Here is a 17,992-nt window from a genome sequence, read left to right as displayed (position 1 = left end):
GCAGGCCGTTGCACAACTCCAGCACGCGCCAGCCCGCGAACGGCGCCTCGGCCCCCACGCTCAGTTGCCCAGGGTGGTCGCGCGTCCAGCGATTCCGGACGCCTCGACCGTGACCGGCGCCTGCGCGGAGGCCTGCGCCTGCAGCGCGAACTGGGTCATCCGCGTCCACGCGTCACGGTCGCGCTGGCTGGCTTGGCGGCCGACGTGGGTGACCACATCGACGTCGGTGGCCTGCGCGCGTAGGTAGCCGGCCCGGGCGTGGTCTTTCGGGATGTACCGGAACGGATCGAATGAGTATGCGGCCACGGCGTTTTGGTGGGTGATCTTGTCGATGACCGTGTCGTCGAGGTGGCCCATGGTGGCGATGACGTCCTCTGGGGCGAAGGGCCAGTTGCTGTCCGAATGCGGGAAGTCGGACTCCCAGCACAGCATGTCCTCGTTGAACCAGTTCATGTTCTGCACGCCCACCTTGTCGCTGATGAAGCAGGTGTAGAAGTGCCGCTTGAACACATCGGTGGGTCCGTCGTATCCGGGTGGGAAGGTCGCCAGCGTCCACCCCGAGTGACGGTTGTAGACGTGTTCGGCCCGCCAGAGGAAGTACGGTATCCAGCCGACGTCGCCCTCGGTCAGCGAGAACTTCAGTTGCGGGAAGTCGGCCCAGAACTCCGCCCAGATGAGCTCGGTGAAGGTGAACATGCTCATCATCGACGAGGCCGTCATCTGCACGCTGGGCGGGGCGTCCGTCGACACCTGGGGAGAGCGCGACGCTGACCCCACATGGGTGCACAGCACCGTGTTGTGTTCGCAGACGGCCTCGAACAACGGATACCAGTATTTGGTGTGAATGCTGGGCATTTGCAAGGCTTCTGGGTTCTCCGAGAAGGTGACCGCGTGGCAGCCCTTGCCAGCGAGGCGCTTGACTTCCTTGGCGGCCTCGGTCACGTCGAACAACGGCAGGATGCCGCACGGGATGAACCGGCCCGGGTAGGCCCCGCACCATTCGTCGACGTGCCAGTCGTTGTAGGCCTTGATCATCACCAGGTTCGTGTCGCGGTCGGGGCCCTGGTTGAGGACCTGGCCGGAAAAGCCGGTGAAGTTCGGGAAGTTCAGCCCCGCCAGCTGGCCGCCGGCATTCATGTCCCGCACCCGCTCGTCGACGTTGAAGCAGCCCGGCCGCATCTCGTCGTAGCGTGAGGCGTCGATGTTGTACATCTCGCGCGGTTTTCCCGCGACGGCGTTCAGCCCCATGTTGCGTCCGCGGATCTCACCGTAGTACCACTGCTGGATGCCGTCGGGCTCGAGAACCACCCGCGGGGCTCGGTCCTTATAGGCGGCGGGAACGTGGGCGTCGAACATGTCAGCGGGCTCGGCGATGTGGTCGTCCACGCTGATCAGGATCAGATCGTCCTTGTTCATGCCGCGCTCCTCGATCGGGTCATCAGCGACTAGTAGACAATGGTGTGAGTCACAGTGTCAACCGCGGCGTCAGGTGCGGGTCGCCACGGTTTCCACCCGAATCGCGGCTGTGCCAACGCCGGGTCGGCATGCAGCGGCACCGGTTCATCGCTGGCAGATCATTGCCGCTCGGTCTTCGCATAAAGACTATTAGTCCAAGCGATAGCGCTGCGTGCGGACTCCCCACGCGGCATCGCGCGATGCGCTTTGCCGCCGCGTGCCACGATGGGGGATGACCGGCCGGGAAGGTGACGGAAGTTGAGCAACACTAAGGCTGCGCGTCCGACCACCGCCGACGTGGCCCGGTTGGCCAGCGTGTCGACCGCCACAGTCAGTTATGTGCTGAACAACGCGCAGGGCCGGCGCATCTCCCCCGAAACCCGCGATGCGGTGTACCGCGCGGCCAAACTGCTGGGATACCGGCCCAATCTCGCCGCCCGCAACCTGGCGCGCGGCAAAAGCGGTGTGGTGCTCTACGTGGTCCCGCACGTGGCCGTGGGCGAGATGCCGATGCAGGCCGGCAGTCACATGACCACCGCACTGGCCCGCGAGGGTTTTCTTCAGGTGCAGATCTTCGAGACCGACGACGACCAGCATGTGGTCGACGCGATCGGAAATCTCGACCCGGTCGCGATCACCAGCCTGTTCCCGTTGAGTGCGGCCGCCCGTCAAGCGGTGACGAAGGCGGGTATCCCCCATATCGAGATCGGGACATTGCCCGCGCTCAAGAACCCGCACCTGTCGGTGGGCGAGATGCGCGTCGAGCACCTGGTCGAGCGTGGTCATCGCCGAATCGCGTTCGCCTACACCGGGATTGCCCGGTGGCGCCCGCTGGGTGACTACTGGTTCGAGGGTGTGTCACGCGCGGCGCAGTCGCGCGACCTGCCGCCGGTGCGCGTCGACGAGGTCACCTTGGACAACGCCGCCGACGTGGTCAGCGCCTGGGTGGGCGAGGGAGTGACCGCGGTATGCGCCCAGAGCGACGAGATCGCCTGCCTGGTCCTCTACGGTATCCACCAAGCACGGCTGCGCTGTCCCGGGGACCTCGCCGTGATGGGCGTCGACGCCAGCCCGATGGGCATGGTGAGCACTCCGCCGCTGACCACTGTGCAATTCGATCCCTGCGCGGTCGCCGACGCCGCCCTTGCCGCCGTATTCGAGCGGCTGGGCCATCCCGCCCCACCGTCTCCGGAGCTGACCGACATCGCCCACCTCGTGGTGCGGTCGTCGACCTGACTCAGTCGGCGGGCTCGTAACGCAGCAGCGTGACGTCGTGCTCCGGGTAGTCGCAGAACACCGGCCTCACCCGCATTCCGACCCTGAGGCGGGCCGGGTCGACGTTGACCAGCTCGGTGGAAAACCTTGGGCCCTCTTCCCATTCGACGATTGCGAGCAACTGGGGCACGGCATCGGCGAAATGCGGGCTGACCGGCCGGTGCGCGACGGTGTAGGAGTACAGCGTCCCCATCCCGGAAATCTCGCGCCATTCCAGGTCGTCGGCCAGGGTGCGCGGCGCGCGCACTCGCGGGTAGAACACATAGGCCTGTAGCGACGGCGAATACTGAATGACAATGCGATGCTCGCCGAGCGCATCCCAAAACGGCGCGCTGGTGGGCGTTTTGACGGGCATGGGCCGTTCGAAATTCATCTCCTCAGTCCCCTTGCAGGATCAGCGTCGTCTGCTCGGACAGGATGCCCCCGTTGCCGGACACGAACGCCCGGTTGCAGTCGGCGATCTGCGCGGCGCCCGCGCGGCCCATGATCTGGCGGGTGGCGTCGCAGACGTGGTGCATTCCGCCGGCCAATCCCGCTTGGCCGAAGCCCAATTGCCCGCCTGCGGTGTTGAGTGGGAAATCGCCGCGGAAGGTCAGGTCGTGGTTGGCGACGAATTCCATGCCCTTGCCCTTTTCGCAGAAGCCGGCATCTTCCAGGGAGAGCAGTACGGTGATGGTGTAACAGTCATAGATCGACACCATGTCCATCTGTTCGCGGCTCAGCTCGGTCATGGCGAACGCGGTGTCCGCCGCGGCGGCGATCGGAGTGTGCAGCAGATCCTCGGCGTACGTCGGGGTCTTGAACGGCACGTGTTCGCCGAATCCCTTGATCCACACCGGGCGATTGCGCGACCGCCTGGCGACGTCGGCGCTGGCGACGACGACCGCGGCGCCCCCGACGCAGGGCATGACGATCTCGAGCATGTGCAGCGGGTCGGCGATGACCGGGCTGGCGAGTACGTCGTCGACGGTCAGCGGCTTATCCTTCCAGATCGCGCCGTCGGTGTGATTGGCGTTGACGCGCTGATCGACGACGATCTTGGCCATCGCACGCTCGTCGTAGCCGTAGACCGCGGCGTAGCGCTGCGCCACCTGGCCGTACGGTCCGTTCTGGCCGAGGTTGCCGTAGGGGATCTCGAATTCGGCTTGGGGCGAGCCGTATTGGTTGCTCGACGAACCGAAGAACATGGCGTCGGCCATGGGCCGGGGCTTCTTCTTGGACGACGGCGTGATGTAGCGGGCGGGCAGCGCGCACAGCACCGCGTCGCAGATCCCCAGCTCGACGGCCGCGGCCGCGCGCCACACCATGGCCGCGGCGCTGGCCCCACCCAGATCGACGTGCTCGGCGAATCTCGCTCCCACACCGAGGTATTCGGCGATCGTGGAGGGGACGAAGATCTCCGACTCGGCCAGGTGCGACGCCACGATGCCGTTGACGACATCTCCCGGCAGGCCGGCATCCTCGAGCGCGGCGGCGCCCAGCTCCGCCCACTGCTCGAGGACGAACGGCGCGGGCGAGGCCTTGTTGAGCCGCTCGGGCGGCAGCTCGACGTATCCGACGATCGCGGCTTCTCCGCGTAATCCCATGCCGTGCCTTACTTTCGGGGTAGTCCGAGGATCATCTGCGCGATGATGTTCAGCTGGATCTCCCTCGTCCCGCCTCCGATCAGCTCGGCCGGCAGGTGCAGGTAGGGTTCCACGACCGCGGCGGCGGGGTCGTCGACCATCGCGACCTGCCCGGTCAGCTGCAGCGTGGCCTGGAAGGTGCGGCGCAGCAGCACATTCATCGCGACCTTGGCGATGCTGGACGCCGGGCCGGACGCCTGGCCGTCGAGCAGCCGAATTGTTTCCCGCACCCCGAGCGCCCTGATCGCGTTGGTGTAGGCGTCGAGCTCGCCGAGCTCGCGCAACGCGTCGTCCCGATCGGGTCCGGGTTGCGCGGCCAGCCGGCGCAGGGCGACGGCCCGGTCGAACTTGACGTATCCGCTGATGGCCGTGCGCTCTTCGGCCATCGTGGCGATCGCGAGGCTCCAGCCGTCGGTGGGTCCGCCCAGCAGCATCTCGTCGGGGACGAAGACGTCGTTGAGGAACACCTCGTTGAAGTGCGCCTGCCCGGTCGCGGTCTTGATCGGCTGGATCTCGACCCCGGGGGAACGCATATCGAGGATGAAATAGCCGATGCCGCGGTGCTTGCTGGCTTCGGGGTCGGTGCGGGCGAGCAGTCCACCCAGGTCGGCGTATTGGGCCAGCGACGTCCAGATCTTGTGGCCGTTGATCCGCCAGCCGCCGTCGACCTTGGTGGCCCGGGTGGCCAGCGACGCGAGGTCCGAACCGGCCCCTGGCTCGCTGAACAGTTGGCACCAATGAATGTCACCCCGCTGGGTCGGCGGAATCAACCTCTCCTGCAACTCTTTTGGCGCGGCGGCCAGCACCGAGGGCAGGATCCACTCGGCGATGTTCAGCGACGGCCGGACCAGCCCGGGCCGCTTGGCGAACTCCTCGTCGATGATGAGCTGCTTCAACGGGCCCGCATCCACGCCCCACGGCGCCGGCCAGTGCGGCACAATCAGACCGGCGTCGGCGAGCAAAGTGCGCTGTGGCCCCGACGCCTGGTCGGCGTAGTCACCGTGCGGTGCGGGTTTGTCGTTGCTCAACTGCAGGGCCGCATCCAGCGTTTCGGCCACCCAGGAACGGAATTCGGCCTCCGCATCGCCGAGATTGACCGACATGTCGCGCGTCTGGGTGCATGTCAGCTCCCCCAGCCGTCGCGCCCAGCGATTCGCCGGGCCGATCGATCCCGCCAGGCTGATGGCTCGCCGCCAGTACAGGTGCACGTCGTGTTCCCAGGTGAAACCGATGGCGCCGAGCATCGTCAACGCGTCGAGCACCAGGTCCGGCGCGGGCGAGATCGCGATCACGGCCGCGCCGGCCGCGGCTATCCGATGCTGGTCGAGTGATTCGCCGACGGCGCGGACCGCGTCCCAGGCCGCCGCGGTGGCCAACTCGCTGCTCACCAACAGCATTGCCGCGTTGTGCTGCAACGCCTGAAACGTGCCGATCACCTTGCCGAACTGCTCGCGGATACGCAGGTGCGCGGTGACGGTCCGCAGGCACCACGCAACGATGCCGGCGGTCGTGCTGGCGACGAGCCCCACGACCACACAGCGGGCACGCTCGCTGTCGAGGCCGGTAAGCACCTCGGTGTCGGTGACGCTGTGGTCGTCGAGCCGCAGGATGCCGGCGTCGGCGACGAGGTCGGTGCCGATTACGGGTTCGACTGTGGCCGTGGGGCTTTCGGTGTCCACCAGCGCCCAGACTATGTCGCCGTCATCGGTATGGGCCCCGAGCAGGATCGTTCGCGCCGCGCACACCCCGAGGGTGACGGGTGAAGCTCCGCTGATCCGCCAGTTGCCGCCGTCGAGGCGCGCCGAGAAGCCGTCCCCGGGTAGCACGATCGCCGCGGTGGCGCCGGCTGCCAGGTCCCGAAGGAATGACTGGGCGCTCGGCGTCGGATCGGCGAGCAGTGTGGCGGCTCCGGCGCTGACCGTCGGCAGCAGCGGGCCGGGGAGCAGCGAAATGCCCGCCGATTCCAGAACGCATGCGGCGTCGATCAGTTCCCCGCCTTGGCCGCCGAGGTCTTCGGGCAGATGCACGGCGTGGAACCCGTTGGCAACCAGAGCATCCCACCATTCGGGGACTCGTCCGGCCGCGAGGTCGCCGAAGCTGTCGCGCGTGGTGGCGATGGGGGCATGCCGGGCGGCGAATTGTCCGACGGCGTCGCTGAGCTCCTGCTGCTCCGGACTCAGTCCCAGACTCACGAGGACGGCCGAGAGATAACTGGCGTTGGCCGCACCGACTGCTATCCTTTCGTTACAAGACGGACCGTCTCGTCTTGTGGCAGACTACCGGGGCGAATCGGGATATGTAAAGCGCACCCGATCCCCGCGAGGGGCGTTCGATCTGAGTTCGCAGAAGCGAGGACCACCAGATGCCAACCGATCTCGACGCGGTGAACACGGCGGCGGGCTCGCCTCGCAGACGCAGCGAGAAGTCGCGCACGGCGATCGTCACCGCCACGCGAGAACTGCTGCTCGAGCGCGGCTTCGACGGGCTGACCATCGAGGCGGTCGCCGCGCGCGCCGGCGTGGGCAAGCAGACCATCTATCGATGGTGGCCCACTCGCCCCGCGCTAGTCGCCGACGTGATGCTCGAAGATGCCGACAAATTGCTCGCGTCGGTCAACCACAGTGGCAACCTGGCCGCCGACCTGGTGGGCTGGGTGGGCAAGTTGTTCGCCAGCCTGACGACGCCGCGCGGTTCGGCCATGCTGCGCACGCTGACGGTGGCCTGCATGGAACACGAGGACACCGCCGTCAAGCTGCGCGCCGGATTCAGTGCGCCGCTACACGACAGCGTGCGGGCCCGGCTCCGGGCCGACGGCATCGACGAGGCCACCGCGGAATCGGCTGCGGATGCCATCGTCGGTGGGGTGGTGTACCCGATCCTTTCCGGCGCGCAGCCCTACTCGCGCCGCCGCGCCGAACGGACCACCCGGCTCATCGTGGAGGCGCTCACCGTCGCCTGACCGTCGCGCGTCAGCCGACCGACACCGCGGCCAGGCCCCGGCGCACCCGGTCGGGCAACGAACCCCCGTGGCTCAGCCAGTCGTCCAGCGCGACGCGCACCGCCGCCATCGCCAGCGCCCCGATCAGGCGTGGCCGCGGGTCCTGCGGGGTCAGGTTGGGCATGCGGGGCGCGATGAGCTCGGCGATCGCCAGCTCATAGCGCACATAGATATGCAGCGTCCACGCGTCCAGCGTGTCGGATGACCTTGTCAGCGTGGCCAATTCGCGGATCTGCGTTTCGATCTCGGCGAAGCCACGGGCGAGCTCACCGAAGGCGCCGGCTACCGCTTCGATGGCGGTCAGCTGCGGTGGTTGGGCGGCCAGCGCGGCGGTGATCCGGTCCAGCCAGTGGGCGTTCATGCCCTCGGCGACGGCGTCTTCCTTGGAATTGAAGTAGCGGAAGAACGTTGCCCGGCCAATGTCGGCGGTGTCGGCGATGCGGTCCACCGTGGCCCCCGCCAGACCCCGGCTGGCGACCAGCTGGGCGGCCGCCGTGGCGATGCGCTGGCGCATCGCCGCACGCTTGCGCTGGGCCAGCGACGGCGTAGCGGACGCTGCACTTGACATGTCCCCACCCTGTTTCCTGCGAATCGTCCCCACAATCGTAAGACATAGTCTTAGCATGAGACGATGTCTCAGATCACCGCTTCGTCCGATCAGCCGGCCCCTAAGGCGCGCGCCGCGTGGGAGTTCTTCCAGCAGATGCTGGCCGACGTCACCAAGATCGTGACCGAGGATGCCGAGTCGGCGCGGGAACTGGCCGAGGGTCTGCGCGTGGTCGCCCGGGTGTCAGCGCTGTGCGCGCAGATGACGGTCGAATCCGACCCCGAGCGGCCGTCGTTCTTCGATATGTGCTCGGAGAACCGGATGGTCGGGGGCCCCAACCCGGACGGCAAATATTACCTGGCGATGATTCGCGGCGACCGCCGCTACCGCATCACCGGCACCCGCGGCTCCAGCGCTTACCTGGGATTCCAGATCCTGGCCGGGACCGGACTCACCCCGCGGCGGATGGCGGCCTACCTGAGCGACATCGACCTGGCGCTCGACTCCGGTGAGTTCACGCTCGTGCTCGCGGCCGACGAACCCGCCGATCTGGCCGGCGCTCAGTGGGTGAAGATCCCCGACGACGCCTCGTCGGTGGTCGTCCGGGAATACATCGGTGACCGGTCGAACGAGGAATTGGCGACGCTGCGGATCGAGGCGCTGGACCCCGGGCCCGTGCCGACGCTGACCGACGACGGGCTCGCCGACCAATTCACCGCGATGGCATGGTCGATGATGAAACTCGCGACCCTGCACCGCACCATCAAGCCGGAACTCCTGCACACGCCAAATACGTTGCTGACCGCCCAAGCCGCCGACCTGGGTGCGGCCGACACCACGCCGGACAACCTGTACATGATGGGCACCTTTCGGCTCGAACCCGGTCAGGCCCTCGTCCTGGACATCGTCCCGCCCGACACCCGGTACTGGAACGTCACGCTGGAAAGCATTTGGCACGAATGCCTGGAGCCGCATCGCCGGCACAGCTCGGTGACCAACCGCGGCGTCCAGCCCAACGCCGACGGGCGGGTGCGGATCGCAATCGCGGCCGAAGACTTCGGGTTTGGCCACTGGCTCGACACCGGTGGCCGGCATCGCGGCTTCATCGTCGTGCGCTGGCTGGACAATCCGAGCCCGCCCGAGGTCACCGTGTCCGTGCGCGAGGCCGAGGAGCGGAAATGACATTGCAGGACCGCTTCGCTCCGGAACGATTGATCGCCGCCGCCTGCGACGAAGTCGGCAGCGACGACTTCGGCGACGAGGGTTGGCGGCCCGGATTGCACCGGGTGACCGACGGGCTGATCAACGACGCCCGGCTATCCGACATCGGTGTCGAGATCGCCCACCTTGACCTGATGCGGGCGCTGAAGAACCGGCTCGGCGTAATCGCTTGGCGCAAAGAACATCCCGAGGTCTCCCGCGAGGAGGTCAAGGCGCCGATCTTCATCGTCGGCCAGCCGCGCACCGGGACCACGATTCTCTACGACCTGCTCGCCCAGGATCCCGAGCTGCGGGCGCCGCTGACGTGGGAGGTCGACGAGCCCTGTCCGGTGCCGCAGCCCGAGGCCTATCACAGCGATCCCCGCATCGCCCAGACCCAGGCCGGCATCGACCTTTCCGAACAGATCATGCCGGGGTTCTTGGCCTTTCATCCGATGGGAGCGCTGGTCGGCCAGGAGTGTGTGCGCATCACCGCGGCCGAGTTCGTCAGCATGATCTTCTCGGTGCAGTATCGGCTGCCGAGCTACTACCGTTGGCTGATGTACGAAGCCGACCATGCCGGCGCCTATCGCTTCCACCGAATCTTCCTGCAGCACTTGCAATCCGGTGTGTCCGGTCAGTGGCTGTTGAAGTCGCCCGCCCACCTGTGGCAGCTGGACGTCTTGCTGGCCGAATACCCGGACGCGTTGATCGTGCAGACCCACCGCGACCCACTCAACGTCATATCGTCGATCGCCGCGCTCACCCATCACCTGCGCCGGATGTGCAGCGACGAATCCAGCATCACCGAGTGCGCGGCCCAGTCCTACGAGGAGATCATCGTCGGCCTGGAGCGTGAGATGGCCTTGCGGGACAGCGGCGCCGTGCCCGCGGACCGGGTGATCGACGTGCAGTTCGCCGACTTCATGAACGACCCCTGGACCACGATCAAGGACATCTACCAGCGGATGGACCGCGAGCTGCGCCCCGATGCCGAGCAGAAGATGCGCGACTTCCTCGCCTCCCACCCCTCGGACGGCGGGCGCAGCCGATACACCTGGGCGGACACCGGGCTGGACGCCGTCGAAGTGCGTGAGCGAGTGAGCGCCTACCAGGACCGCTACGGCGTGCCCACCGAGCAGCTGCGCTGAGGTAGGTCACACCGAACACCGCTGCGACGCTTGACGTCTGCGAACGGTAGGCTCGGCGCAAGGGCGACGGGAGCGGCGATGGACGACGATTGCCTGAAGCTCACCACCTATCTGGCCGAGCGCAGGCGGACCGAGGACAGTTTCGTCTCCGATGTGCTGCTCGGCCTGTACGCGCGGCACCGAATCGCCTGCGGCGTCCTGCTGCGCGGCATCGGCGGGTTCGGCACCGGTCACTATCTGCGCACCGACGAGTCGCTGACGTTGTCCGAGGACCCGCCCGTGGCGATCATCGCGGTCGACACGCGAGCGAAGATCGAGGCGCTGCTCGACCCGGTGCTGAGCGTCAAGCAGCGAGGCCTGGTGACCCTGGAACGTGCTCGGCTGCTGCACGACGACATCGGGTCACCGCGGCTACCCGAGGATCTGCACGACGCCGTCAAGTTGACGATCTACGTCGGGCGCAAGCAGCGCGTCGACGGCTCGCCCGCCTACATCGCGCTGTGCGACTTGATGCACCGGCGCGGCCTGGCCGGCGCCACGGTATTGCTCGGGGTGGACGGCGTCGCACACGGAGAACGCCAGCGCGCGAACTTCTTTGGCCGCAACGCCGATGTGCCGATGATGATCGTGGTCGTCGGCTCCGGCGAGCGCATCGGTCGGGTGCTACCGGAGCTCGGCCAACTGCTGCGCAGGCCGCTGTTCACCGTCGAACGGGTCCGGGTGTGCAAGCGCGACGGCCGGTTTCTGGAGCGGCCGCACGCCCTGCCCGGCGTCGACGAGCGCGGCCTGCCGCTGTTCCAGCAGCTGACGATCTACACCTCGGAATCGGCGCACCATGCGGGTGTGCCGATACACCGCGCGATCGTCCAGCGGCTGCGCCAAGCCAAGACCGTCGACGGCGCGACCGTGCTGCGCGGCGTCTGGGGGTTCCACGGCGACCACCCGCCCCACGGCGACGGATTGCTCTCGTTGACCCGCCGGGTTCCCGTCGTCACCGTGGTGATCGATACGCCGGCCAACATCGCCGAATCCTTCGCCGTCATCGACGAAGCGACCCGACACGAGGGCCTGGTGACCAGCGAGATGGTGCCCGCACTGGTCTCCGACGACGGTGACTCCGGGCCCCCGCGCATGGCCCGGCACCGCTACTAGGAGTGGTCCGCGACGAGCATCGCGGCGGCGCGCTCGCCGATGATCACGCTGGGCGCCATGGTGTTGCCGGTGGTGATTCCCGGCATCACCGACGCGTCGGCGACGCGCAGCTTCTCGATCCCGTAGACGCGCAGTGATGCGTCGACGACGGCATCCGAATCGCGGCCCATCTTGGCCGTACCGTTCTGATGCCAGTAACTGGTCGCGGCGTCGCGGACGAAGCCCTCGAGGTCACGGCCCTTCAGGTTGCCGGGTGTCACCTCCCGGCTGACGAACGGGCACAGGGCCTGCGAGTTCCCGAGTTCGCGGCACAACTCCACCGCGGCTAACGCCGCATTGAGGTCGTCGGGATCACCAAAAGTATTGGCGTGGATGCGGATCGGATCATCCGGGTGTGGTCCGGTCAGCCGGAGGTGTCCACGACTCCTCGGGTGTGCCACACCGGCGAACAGCGTCCAACCGGACTGTGGGAGGCCGAATCTGGCAATCGTCTCGTCGGTGCCGATCGGCACCTCGGCCTGGCAGATGAACACGTCCGGCGTCTCGGCATCCGACATGGTCCAATACACCGTCGCCTCCGACATGGTGTTGCGCGGCGGCAGCGGCACCCGGTCCTGCCACACGCAGTGGATAGCCACATGGTCCTGGAAGTTGCGGCCCACACCCGGAAGATGCTGGCGCACAGGGATTCCGAAGGCGTGCAGCTGTCCCTCGTCGCCGATCCCCGATTGCATCAACACCTTCGGGGTATGGATGGCCCCCAGGGACAGCACCACCTCGCACTCGGCGCCGACGACGAGCGTCGACCCGCGATACCGGATCTGGACCCCGGTAGCGCGGTTCGCATCGAAGACCACCCGGGTCACGAGGGCCTCGGTGAGCACCGTCAGGTTGGGCCGATCCATGAGCGGATACGTGTAGGAACGAAATATCGACTCCCGCTTGCCGTTGCGCGCGCGGATATCTTCAATGGCCGCCCCGCCGGGCCCTTCCATCATGCGCCCGTTGGGATTTTCGAAAGTGGGAATCCCGATCGAACGCGCGGCCAATAGCGTGGCCGGTGCCAGCGGGCTCGGTTCGGGAGCGGGCTGCACGAACACCGGTCCACCGGTGCCCCGGTAGGCGGGATCGGCGGGGCCATGCCAGTCTTCGATGCGGCGATAGATGTCGAGAACTGCGTCGTAGCCCCAGCCCGGATCCCCGGCTTGGTCGGCGAAGAAGTCCCAGTCGTTCTTGTGGCCGCGCGCCCAGCACATGACGTTGATGCTGGATCCCCCACCCAGCACCTTGCCCATCGACATCGGAATGGACCGCCCGTTGATGTGCGGGTTCGGTACGGCACGAAAGCCCCAATCGCGTTCACTGCCGAGGTTGTAGGGCCACTGGTTGGCCTGGGTGACGGCCGGTATGTCGTCATCGCCGCCCGCCTCCACCAAAAGCACACTGACCTCCGGATTCTCGGCCAGGCGTCCCGCGACGACCGAACCCGACGACCCGGCTCCGCACACGATGAAGTCGTAACACGGTTTCAGCTCGCCCGTGAGGCGCTGCTGATTTGCCCGCACCCGCGCCTGAAAGTCCTGCGCCGCCGCCGAATTGGTTTCTGCAGATGCCATGCCCACCGTCGATTGCTCCTTGGCCGTCGGTTTGTTGCAATCAGCATGTCGGGTGCTCCAGGGCGCATCCAGGCCCCGTCGTTCCTGGTAGCGCGGCGGCTAGGCAGCGCGGCGACGTGAAGCGAGATAGCCCGCGCTGCAGTTCAATTGGCGCGCGCTAGGAGCGCATGGCGCCCAGGGTCTAAGTCGTGGGCTGCGCGAGGCTGGAGAGCAGACGCAGCCGCTCTTCCGACGGTGAACCGGCTTCCGCGTAGTAGGTGACCAGCGCCTGCCGTGTTTCGGGAAGAACGAAGGCGCGGTAGTGCAGGTCGAGCGGGCCCACCTGCGGGTGATTTATCAGCCCCATGCCACTGGTCTTCTGTTTGACGTCCTGGCGGGCCCACAGCGTGCGGAAGTCGTGACTGGCGATGCTCAACTCGCCGATCAGCTTTTGCAGTTCCGGATCGCCGGGACTCTCCTCGGCGATGTTGAAGCGCAACCAGGACACCAGAATGCCGGCGACCTCGTCCCAGTTACGAAGCCACTTGCGCAACTCGGGGTCCAAGAAGATGAACCGCAGATGATTGGAGCCCGGCGCGAAGTACGGAATGAGCGCCCGCGCCATCGAGTTGCCCAGCAGGATGTTCATATGACGGTCCTGCACATAAGCGGGAGTCAGATGCCAGGTGTCGAGCAGCCCCTGCAGGCTAGGGTCCACCTTCGCTGCCGCCGGACGCCGTCGGCGGGGGGCGGGATGGGTGAGGGTCCGCATGTATTCGGCGGCATCGTCGTTGAGTTGCAGCGCGCTGGCGAGCCCCTCGAGGACCTGGTCTGAAGGCTGCCGCTCGCGCCCCTGCTCCAGCCGCAGGTAGTACTCGGCGCTGATGCCGGCCAGCATCGCGACTTCCTCGCGGCGCAAGCCAGCCACCCGCCGGCGTTCACCCCCGACAAGGCCGACATCGGCGGGCTTCAACAAGCCGCGCCGTGCTCGCAGGAACGTCGCCAGCGCTTGCTGATCGCGCATGAAGTGACCCTAGCGCCGATGGGCGCCGTTCGGGTGGTCCCGCTACTACCAGGACCGAGGGCCCGCAGGAAGGTTCAGCCGGCCACCGAAGCGTCGTAGATGGACTGGATCGCCTTGTCCAGGGTGGCGTTGAACTGCTCGTCGGACTGGTCGACGGTCAGGCCCTCGGTCAGCGCGCGGCTGAAGCTGGCGATCAGCCCGGTGTTCTTGGCCAGCAGGTCGTTGGCTTCCTCGCGGGAGTAACCGCCGGACAGGGCGACCACCCGCATCACCTTCGGGTGCTCGATCAGAGGACGGTAGAAGTTGACCTCGGTGGGCAGGCTCAGCTTGAGCATCACGCGCTGACCGTCCGGCACGGAGTCGAGCTGCTTGGTGATCTCGTCGCGCAGGATGCCCTCGGCCTCGGCCTTGTCCGAAATCGAGATGGTGACCTCGGGCTCGATGATGGGCACCAGACCGTGCGAGAGCACCTGATGGCCCAGCTCGAACTGCTGGGCGATCACCGCCGCGATGCCCTTGGGGTTGGCACCGCCGATCACCGACCGCTCTTTGGTCCCGAAGACGCCCAGGCCGGCGGCCCGGTCCAGCAGTTCGTCGAGGCCCGGGATCGGCTTCATCAGCTGGACGTCGTCGGACGCGTCGGCCAGGCCCTTGTCGATCTTGAGGATCGGCACCACGCCCTTGGTCTCCCACAGGTAGGTGGTCGACGGCTTGCCCGCGATCTCGCGGTCCATGGTCTGCTCGAACAGGATCGCGGCCAGCACCCGGTCACCGGTGAACGCCGGGGACGTGATGATCCGCGAGCGCATCTGGTGAATGAGGTCGAACATCTCCTTCTCGGAGGAGTAGGCGTCGTCCTGGATGCCGTAGAGGCGCAGCGCCTTGGGCGTCGAACCGCCGCTCTGGTCGAGCGCCGCGATGAATCCTTTGCCCGCCGTCATCCGCTCCGCTTGCTGCTGGTTCGACATTGAACTCTCCCAGTTCCTCATGGCCCTCACGGGCACGGCGCCCACGGCCGGTGACCGCGCGCTCAAGTCCGAATCGTGCCGATCATATTCGGCCACTTTGGGCCCGAGCAGGCAGGTCGTCAGACTGCGACGTCGGTCTGCGCCTCGGTCTGGCTGCGGGGTGGCGGCTTGCTGCGCCACACCGCCATGCGGTCGAGGAGCCGGTCGCGCAAGACGAGCGTGTGGAAGAGTACCGCCGTCATGTGGGCGGTAAACGCGAGGAAAAGCAGGAGCGCGAAGGCGCCGTGGCACTCGCGCAGGACCGCGAAGACGTCGACGTTGTGCGGTGCGATGCCGGGCAGCGCGACGGGCCCGAGCAGAGTGATCGGGAAGCGCGCCGACGACAGCATGGCCCACCCGGTCAGGGGCTGCACGAGCAGCAGGGCGTAGAGCAGGTACTCCGATCCCGTCGCGACGCGGCGTTCGGTCTTGCTCATGGTGGCCAAAAACGGCGGTGGCCGGTGCCTGAGCCGGTTCACCAGCCGGACCAGGGCGAAGACCAGGATCAGCAGGCCCAGCGGCCGGTGGATGGCCAGTAGTCGTGGGTACAGGCCCAGGGCGGCGACCATGGTCACGCCGATGAGCAACTGCGCGATCACCATCGGGGCCATCAGCCAGTGCAGGACGCGCGAAAGCAGGGTGAACCGCGGCGCGACGGTCGCCTCAGTCATTGCAGGACCGCTTCGACGCCGACTGCGCTGGGCGTTTTGGGCTCACCGGCGCGGCGACCGAATGAACGGGCGTACACCGCCGAGCGCGCCGCGAGCAGCGGGTCGTCGGAGGCGGTGATGCCGTCCGGCAGCACCAGCGGGTCGAAGTTGATATCGCGCGCGTTGCCGGCGTCCTCCGTCTGGACCGCGGAGATGGTGATGGTGCCGGCGTCGATGGCGCGCCGTCCCGGCGGCCACGGTTTGGTGGCGTCGTCGGTCGGGTCCCCCGGCTCGCCGACGGTGAGCATCAGCCGCCAGGTCAGCGGGGTGCGCGCCAGCGTCCGGATGAGGGCGTCGAACAGGTAGTCCTTGGCCGGCGGCCCGGCGGGCAGGGCCGCCACGTCGGCGCCTTGCTGGGGAATCGCCGACCAGCGCACCGGCACCGTCGCGCCGGCGCCGTTGGTGAACCGAAAGGCGTTAAGCGCATGGAAGGCGCTGTCGGCGAATCCCGTGCTCGGCGGCGCCTGCTTGATGATCCGCATGGCCGCGGCGGTCTCGGGATGGCGTTGCAGGAACGCGGCCATCTGCTGCGGGTCGGGCTTGCCCGTGCCGGGTAGCGGCTTGGACGCCAGCAACCGGTCGTAAAACCCCTGCGGGGTGCTGTCCGGGAAGACCGGGAGGTTGATCATCGCGGTGCGCCACTGCCGCCCGGCGGGCCCGTCGAATAGCAGCCCCAGCCCGCGCACGGTGTCGAGCTTGTCGGCCTGGTCGGGCAACCCACCGGACAGAGAGAACCGGCCGATCAGGGGAACGCTTCCGGGCGCGAAGACCGCGGCCCGGCAGATCCCCGCTGCCGCCCCGGTGCTGACGAACGTGCCGGTGGCGCTGAGCCCTTTGGCGTGGTTTCGCCGGAACCCGGCGTGGCGGCCATAGACGTGCTCGAAGCGATCGGTGAATCGGGGCGGCGTCAGCGCGCCGGGCCGTAGCCAGGCACCGGCATAGGCGAAGCCACCGACGTCGACCGCGGCGGCGCCGGCTACCGCGCCCATGCCGAGCAGTGCGCGCCGTCGGTTCAGCGCACCGGAAGTCGACGCCGCGCGCGGGTCTTCTCCGGGATCGTCGGGCCGCTCGCCGCTGTGTTGCTCGCCGCCGCGATCACCGGGTCCCACGGCCGACCGTCCTTCCCATTTCTGCAGGCCACGCCACGCGGGGCGAGAGCGAAGCAGGTGGAAGCAATTCACGCACGGGCCGTTGGCCCGTGCAACTTCTAGGCTGGCCGTCACGCACATCCGGACTACGTCGCGGCGCCCGAAATCGTTCAGCGTTTTGAGCGTGGTACGCCGCGTGTCCTACCATTGACTAAACACTTGTAGCTGTATCTGCATTTACCAGCGCAGATCGACGGGGTGCGTCTCCTCCGTAGGCAAGCGTGTTCCCGCGGGGTTGAATAAACAGCCCCCGGATACGGCAGTGGCTGTTCAGAAGGCTAGCGGTGTCCCGCAAGGGACCGAATGTGAGTGATAGACCATGGGCGAACAAACCGGCGACTTAGTCGATCCAACCGCTTTTGAAGTGGGCAAACACCAGGTAGACCAGGCGGTCGTGCTCAGCGTCTCCGGCGAAGTCGACATGCTCAGCTCGCCGCTGCTGGCCGACGCGATCCAGACCGCGCTGGCGACCAAGCCCGCGGCCTTGATCGTCGATCTGTCCAAAGTCGGTTTTCTGGCGTCGGCCGGGATGACGGTCCTGGTTTCCGCGCAGGCCGAGCTCGAGCCGCCGACGCAGTTCGCGGTGGTCGCCAATGGCTCGGCCACCAGCAGGCCGATCAAACTCATGGGTATCGACAGCGTGCTCTCGCTCTACAGCAGTCTGGACGGAGCGCTGAGCGGCATCGCTGGTGAGTGAGCGTCGACAGGGTGGCAATGCAACTGGGAATGACGGGACGCGCTGACCAGCCGCAGAACGTGTCCAACATCGATGACCGATCCCGCTTCGTACGGACGCGTGTGGTCGCCGACGCGCGCAGCGCGGCCCGCACCCGCGCCGAATTCGCGGCGTGGCTCGAGCGGTACTTCTCCCTTGACGACGACCGGTTCAGCGATCTGCTGCTGGCGGTGAACGAGGCGATCGCCAACGCCGCGGTCGTCGACGGTCACCGCGAGGGTGTCGGCATTCGCGTCGTAGGCTGCCCGCACGTCGAGCGTGCCGCGCTCGGCGGCGTCGACGTAGGCGAATTCCGCGGCGTTGGCGATCGCCTCGTTCACCGCCAGCAGCAGATCGCTGAACCGGTCGTCGTCAAGGGAGAAGTACCGC

General features: G+C 67.3%; 16 protein-coding genes and 2 pseudogenes. 7 read left to right on the top strand and 11 right to left on the bottom strand.

Annotation, left to right across the window (positions count from 1 at the left end; translation table 11 throughout):
- Positions 1–60 precede the first annotated feature (60 nt).
- The gene (locus tag A9W96_RS22665; protein WP_067143230.1) at positions 61–1,416 is read right to left on the bottom strand and encodes an amidohydrolase family protein; all 1,356 of its coding nucleotides are present in this window, start codon (positions 1,414–1,416) and stop codon (positions 61–63) included.
- 297 nt (positions 1,417–1,713) lie between these two features.
- Here A9W96_RS22665 and A9W96_RS22660 point away from each other — a divergent pair, with 297 nt between their 5' ends.
- Complete coding sequence (locus A9W96_RS22660; RefSeq protein WP_156765372.1) at positions 1,714–2,691, top strand: LacI family DNA-binding transcriptional regulator; 978 nt, start codon at positions 1,714–1,716, stop codon at positions 2,689–2,691.
- A 1-nt stretch (position 2,692) separates the two neighbouring features.
- Here A9W96_RS22660 and A9W96_RS22655 read toward each other — a convergent pair whose 3' ends face one another.
- From A9W96_RS22655 to A9W96_RS22645, 3 genes are read right to left on the bottom strand one after another with little or no spacing between them, the layout of a single operon-like run.
- On the bottom strand, positions 2,693–3,103 hold the full coding sequence (locus tag A9W96_RS22655) for a Zn-ribbon domain-containing OB-fold protein (RefSeq protein WP_067143226.1): 411 nt from the start codon (positions 3,101–3,103) through the stop codon (positions 2,693–2,695).
- 4 nt (positions 3,104–3,107) lie between these two features.
- Entirely contained in the window at positions 3,108–4,316 is a 1,209-nt protein-coding gene (locus A9W96_RS22650; RefSeq protein WP_067143224.1) for a thiolase family protein, read from the bottom strand.
- Positions 4,317–4,324: 8 nt separating this feature from the next.
- Entirely contained in the window at positions 4,325–6,547 is a 2,223-nt protein-coding gene (locus tag A9W96_RS22645) for an acyl-CoA dehydrogenase (protein ID WP_067143222.1), read from the bottom strand.
- A 170-nt stretch (positions 6,548–6,717) separates the two neighbouring features.
- Between A9W96_RS22645 and A9W96_RS22640 the strand changes: the two genes are divergently transcribed.
- A complete protein-coding gene (locus tag A9W96_RS22640) occupies positions 6,718–7,314 on the top strand; it encodes a TetR/AcrR family transcriptional regulator (protein ID WP_066869919.1) in 597 nt (198 codons plus the stop codon).
- A gap of 10 nt (positions 7,315–7,324) precedes the next feature.
- On the opposite strand, the gene A9W96_RS22635 is transcribed toward A9W96_RS22640, so the two are convergent.
- Positions 7,325–7,921 carry a TetR family transcriptional regulator gene (locus A9W96_RS22635; protein WP_066869916.1) on the bottom strand — a complete coding sequence of 199 codons (597 nt, stop codon included), beginning with the start codon at positions 7,919–7,921 and terminating at the stop codon, positions 7,325–7,327.
- Positions 7,922–7,984: 63 nt separating this feature from the next.
- Between A9W96_RS22635 and A9W96_RS22630 the strand changes: the two genes are divergently transcribed.
- The 3 genes from A9W96_RS22630 (at position 7,985) to A9W96_RS22620 (ending at position 11,403) form a co-directional block, all read left to right on the top strand.
- On the top strand, positions 7,985–9,082 hold the full coding sequence (locus A9W96_RS22630; protein ID WP_067143219.1) for a DUF1214 domain-containing protein: 1,098 nt from the start codon (positions 7,985–7,987) through the stop codon (positions 9,080–9,082).
- The gene (locus A9W96_RS22625; RefSeq protein ID WP_067143214.1) at positions 9,079–10,251 is read left to right on the top strand and encodes a sulfotransferase; all 1,173 of its coding nucleotides are present in this window, start codon (positions 9,079–9,081) and stop codon (positions 10,249–10,251) included. The genes A9W96_RS22630 and A9W96_RS22625 overlap by 4 nt, the downstream gene beginning before the upstream one ends.
- A 78-nt stretch (positions 10,252–10,329) precedes the next feature.
- Complete coding sequence (locus A9W96_RS22620) at positions 10,330–11,403, top strand: DUF190 domain-containing protein (RefSeq protein ID WP_067143212.1); 1,074 nt, start codon at positions 10,330–10,332, stop codon at positions 11,401–11,403.
- On the opposite strand, the gene A9W96_RS22615 is transcribed toward A9W96_RS22620, so the two are convergent.
- From A9W96_RS22615 to A9W96_RS22595, 5 genes are all read right to left on the bottom strand, one after another.
- Positions 11,400–13,019, bottom strand: coding sequence for a GMC family oxidoreductase (locus A9W96_RS22615; RefSeq protein WP_082972544.1), 1,620 nt, complete (start codon positions 13,017–13,019; stop codon positions 11,400–11,402). The two genes, A9W96_RS22620 and A9W96_RS22615, sit on opposite strands and share 4 nt — an antisense overlap.
- Positions 13,020–13,200: 181 nt before the next feature.
- Positions 13,201–14,022: a helix-turn-helix domain-containing protein gene (locus tag A9W96_RS22610; protein ID WP_066869903.1), complete on the bottom strand. Its 822-nt coding sequence runs from the start codon at positions 14,020–14,022 to the stop codon at positions 13,201–13,203.
- Between the two features lie 74 nt (positions 14,023–14,096).
- Complete coding sequence (locus tag A9W96_RS22605) at positions 14,097–14,990, bottom strand: fructose bisphosphate aldolase (RefSeq protein WP_066869952.1); 894 nt, start codon at positions 14,988–14,990, stop codon at positions 14,097–14,099.
- A gap of 119 nt (positions 14,991–15,109) precedes the next feature.
- A complete protein-coding gene (locus A9W96_RS22600) occupies positions 15,110–15,700 on the bottom strand; it encodes a cytochrome b (RefSeq protein ID WP_067143208.1) in 591 nt (196 codons plus the stop codon).
- Positions 15,697–16,848, bottom strand: coding sequence for a catalase family peroxidase (locus A9W96_RS22595; protein WP_369830861.1), 1,152 nt, complete (start codon positions 16,846–16,848; stop codon positions 15,697–15,699). The genes A9W96_RS22600 and A9W96_RS22595 overlap by 4 nt, the downstream gene beginning before the upstream one ends.
- Positions 16,849–17,206: 358 nt before the next feature.
- On the opposite strand from A9W96_RS22595, the gene A9W96_RS22590 reads away from it, so the two are divergent.
- Both A9W96_RS22590 and A9W96_RS33435 read left to right on the top strand, forming a co-directional pair.
- On the top strand, positions 17,207–17,584 hold the full coding sequence (locus A9W96_RS22590) for an STAS domain-containing protein (RefSeq protein ID WP_066869897.1): 378 nt from the start codon (positions 17,207–17,209) through the stop codon (positions 17,582–17,584).
- A 59-nt stretch (positions 17,585–17,643) separates the two neighbouring features.
- Positions 17,644–17,820, top strand: a pseudogene (locus A9W96_RS33435) (ATP-binding protein); the annotation flags it as partial.
- A gap of 21 nt (positions 17,821–17,841) precedes the next feature.
- Here the strand turns inward: A9W96_RS33435 and A9W96_RS33430 are convergent.
- Positions 17,842–17,943 (bottom strand): annotated as a pseudogene (locus A9W96_RS33430) (ATP-binding protein); the annotation flags it as partial.
- Between the last annotated feature and the right edge of the window lie 49 nt (positions 17,944–17,992).

The sequence above is a fragment of the Mycobacterium sp. 1245852.3 genome, assembly GCF_001669335.1.
Lineage (GTDB): Bacteria > Actinomycetota > Actinomycetes > Mycobacteriales > Mycobacteriaceae > Mycobacterium > Mycobacterium europaeum_A.
This window is presented reverse-complemented; position numbering and strand designations above follow the sequence as displayed.

Coding starts and splice junctions, on each gene's coding strand:
- A9W96_RS22635 (WP_066869916.1), bottom strand. CDS start 7,921: ATGTCAAGTGCAGCGTCCGCTACGCCGTCGCTGGCCCAGCGCAAGCGT.
- A9W96_RS22630 (WP_067143219.1), top strand. CDS start 7,985: ATGTCTCAGATCACCGCTTCGTCCGATCAGCCGGCCCCTAAGGCGCGC.
- A9W96_RS22640 (WP_066869919.1), top strand. CDS start 6,718: ATGCCAACCGATCTCGACGCGGTGAACACGGCGGCGGGCTCGCCTCGC.
- A9W96_RS22665 (WP_067143230.1), bottom strand. CDS start 1,416: ATGAACAAGGACGATCTGATCCTGATCAGCGTGGACGACCACATCGCC.
- A9W96_RS22610 (WP_066869903.1), bottom strand. CDS start 14,022: ATGCGCGATCAGCAAGCGCTGGCGACGTTCCTGCGAGCACGGCGCGGC.
- A9W96_RS22615 (WP_082972544.1), bottom strand. CDS start 13,019: ATGGCATCTGCAGAAACCAATTCGGCGGCGGCGCAGGACTTTCAGGCG.
- A9W96_RS22625 (WP_067143214.1), top strand. CDS start 9,079: ATGACATTGCAGGACCGCTTCGCTCCGGAACGATTGATCGCCGCCGCC.
- A9W96_RS22605 (WP_066869952.1), bottom strand. CDS start 14,990: ATGTCGAACCAGCAGCAAGCGGAGCGGATGACGGCGGGCAAAGGATTC.
- A9W96_RS22600 (WP_067143208.1), bottom strand. CDS start 15,700: ATGACTGAGGCGACCGTCGCGCCGCGGTTCACCCTGCTTTCGCGCGTC.
- A9W96_RS22650 (WP_067143224.1), bottom strand. CDS start 4,316: ATGGGATTACGCGGAGAAGCCGCGATCGTCGGATACGTCGAGCTGCCG.
- A9W96_RS22620 (WP_067143212.1), top strand. CDS start 10,330: ATGGACGACGATTGCCTGAAGCTCACCACCTATCTGGCCGAGCGCAGG.
- A9W96_RS22655 (WP_067143226.1), bottom strand. CDS start 3,103: ATGAATTTCGAACGGCCCATGCCCGTCAAAACGCCCACCAGCGCGCCG.
- A9W96_RS22590 (WP_066869897.1), top strand. CDS start 17,207: ATGGGCGAACAAACCGGCGACTTAGTCGATCCAACCGCTTTTGAAGTG.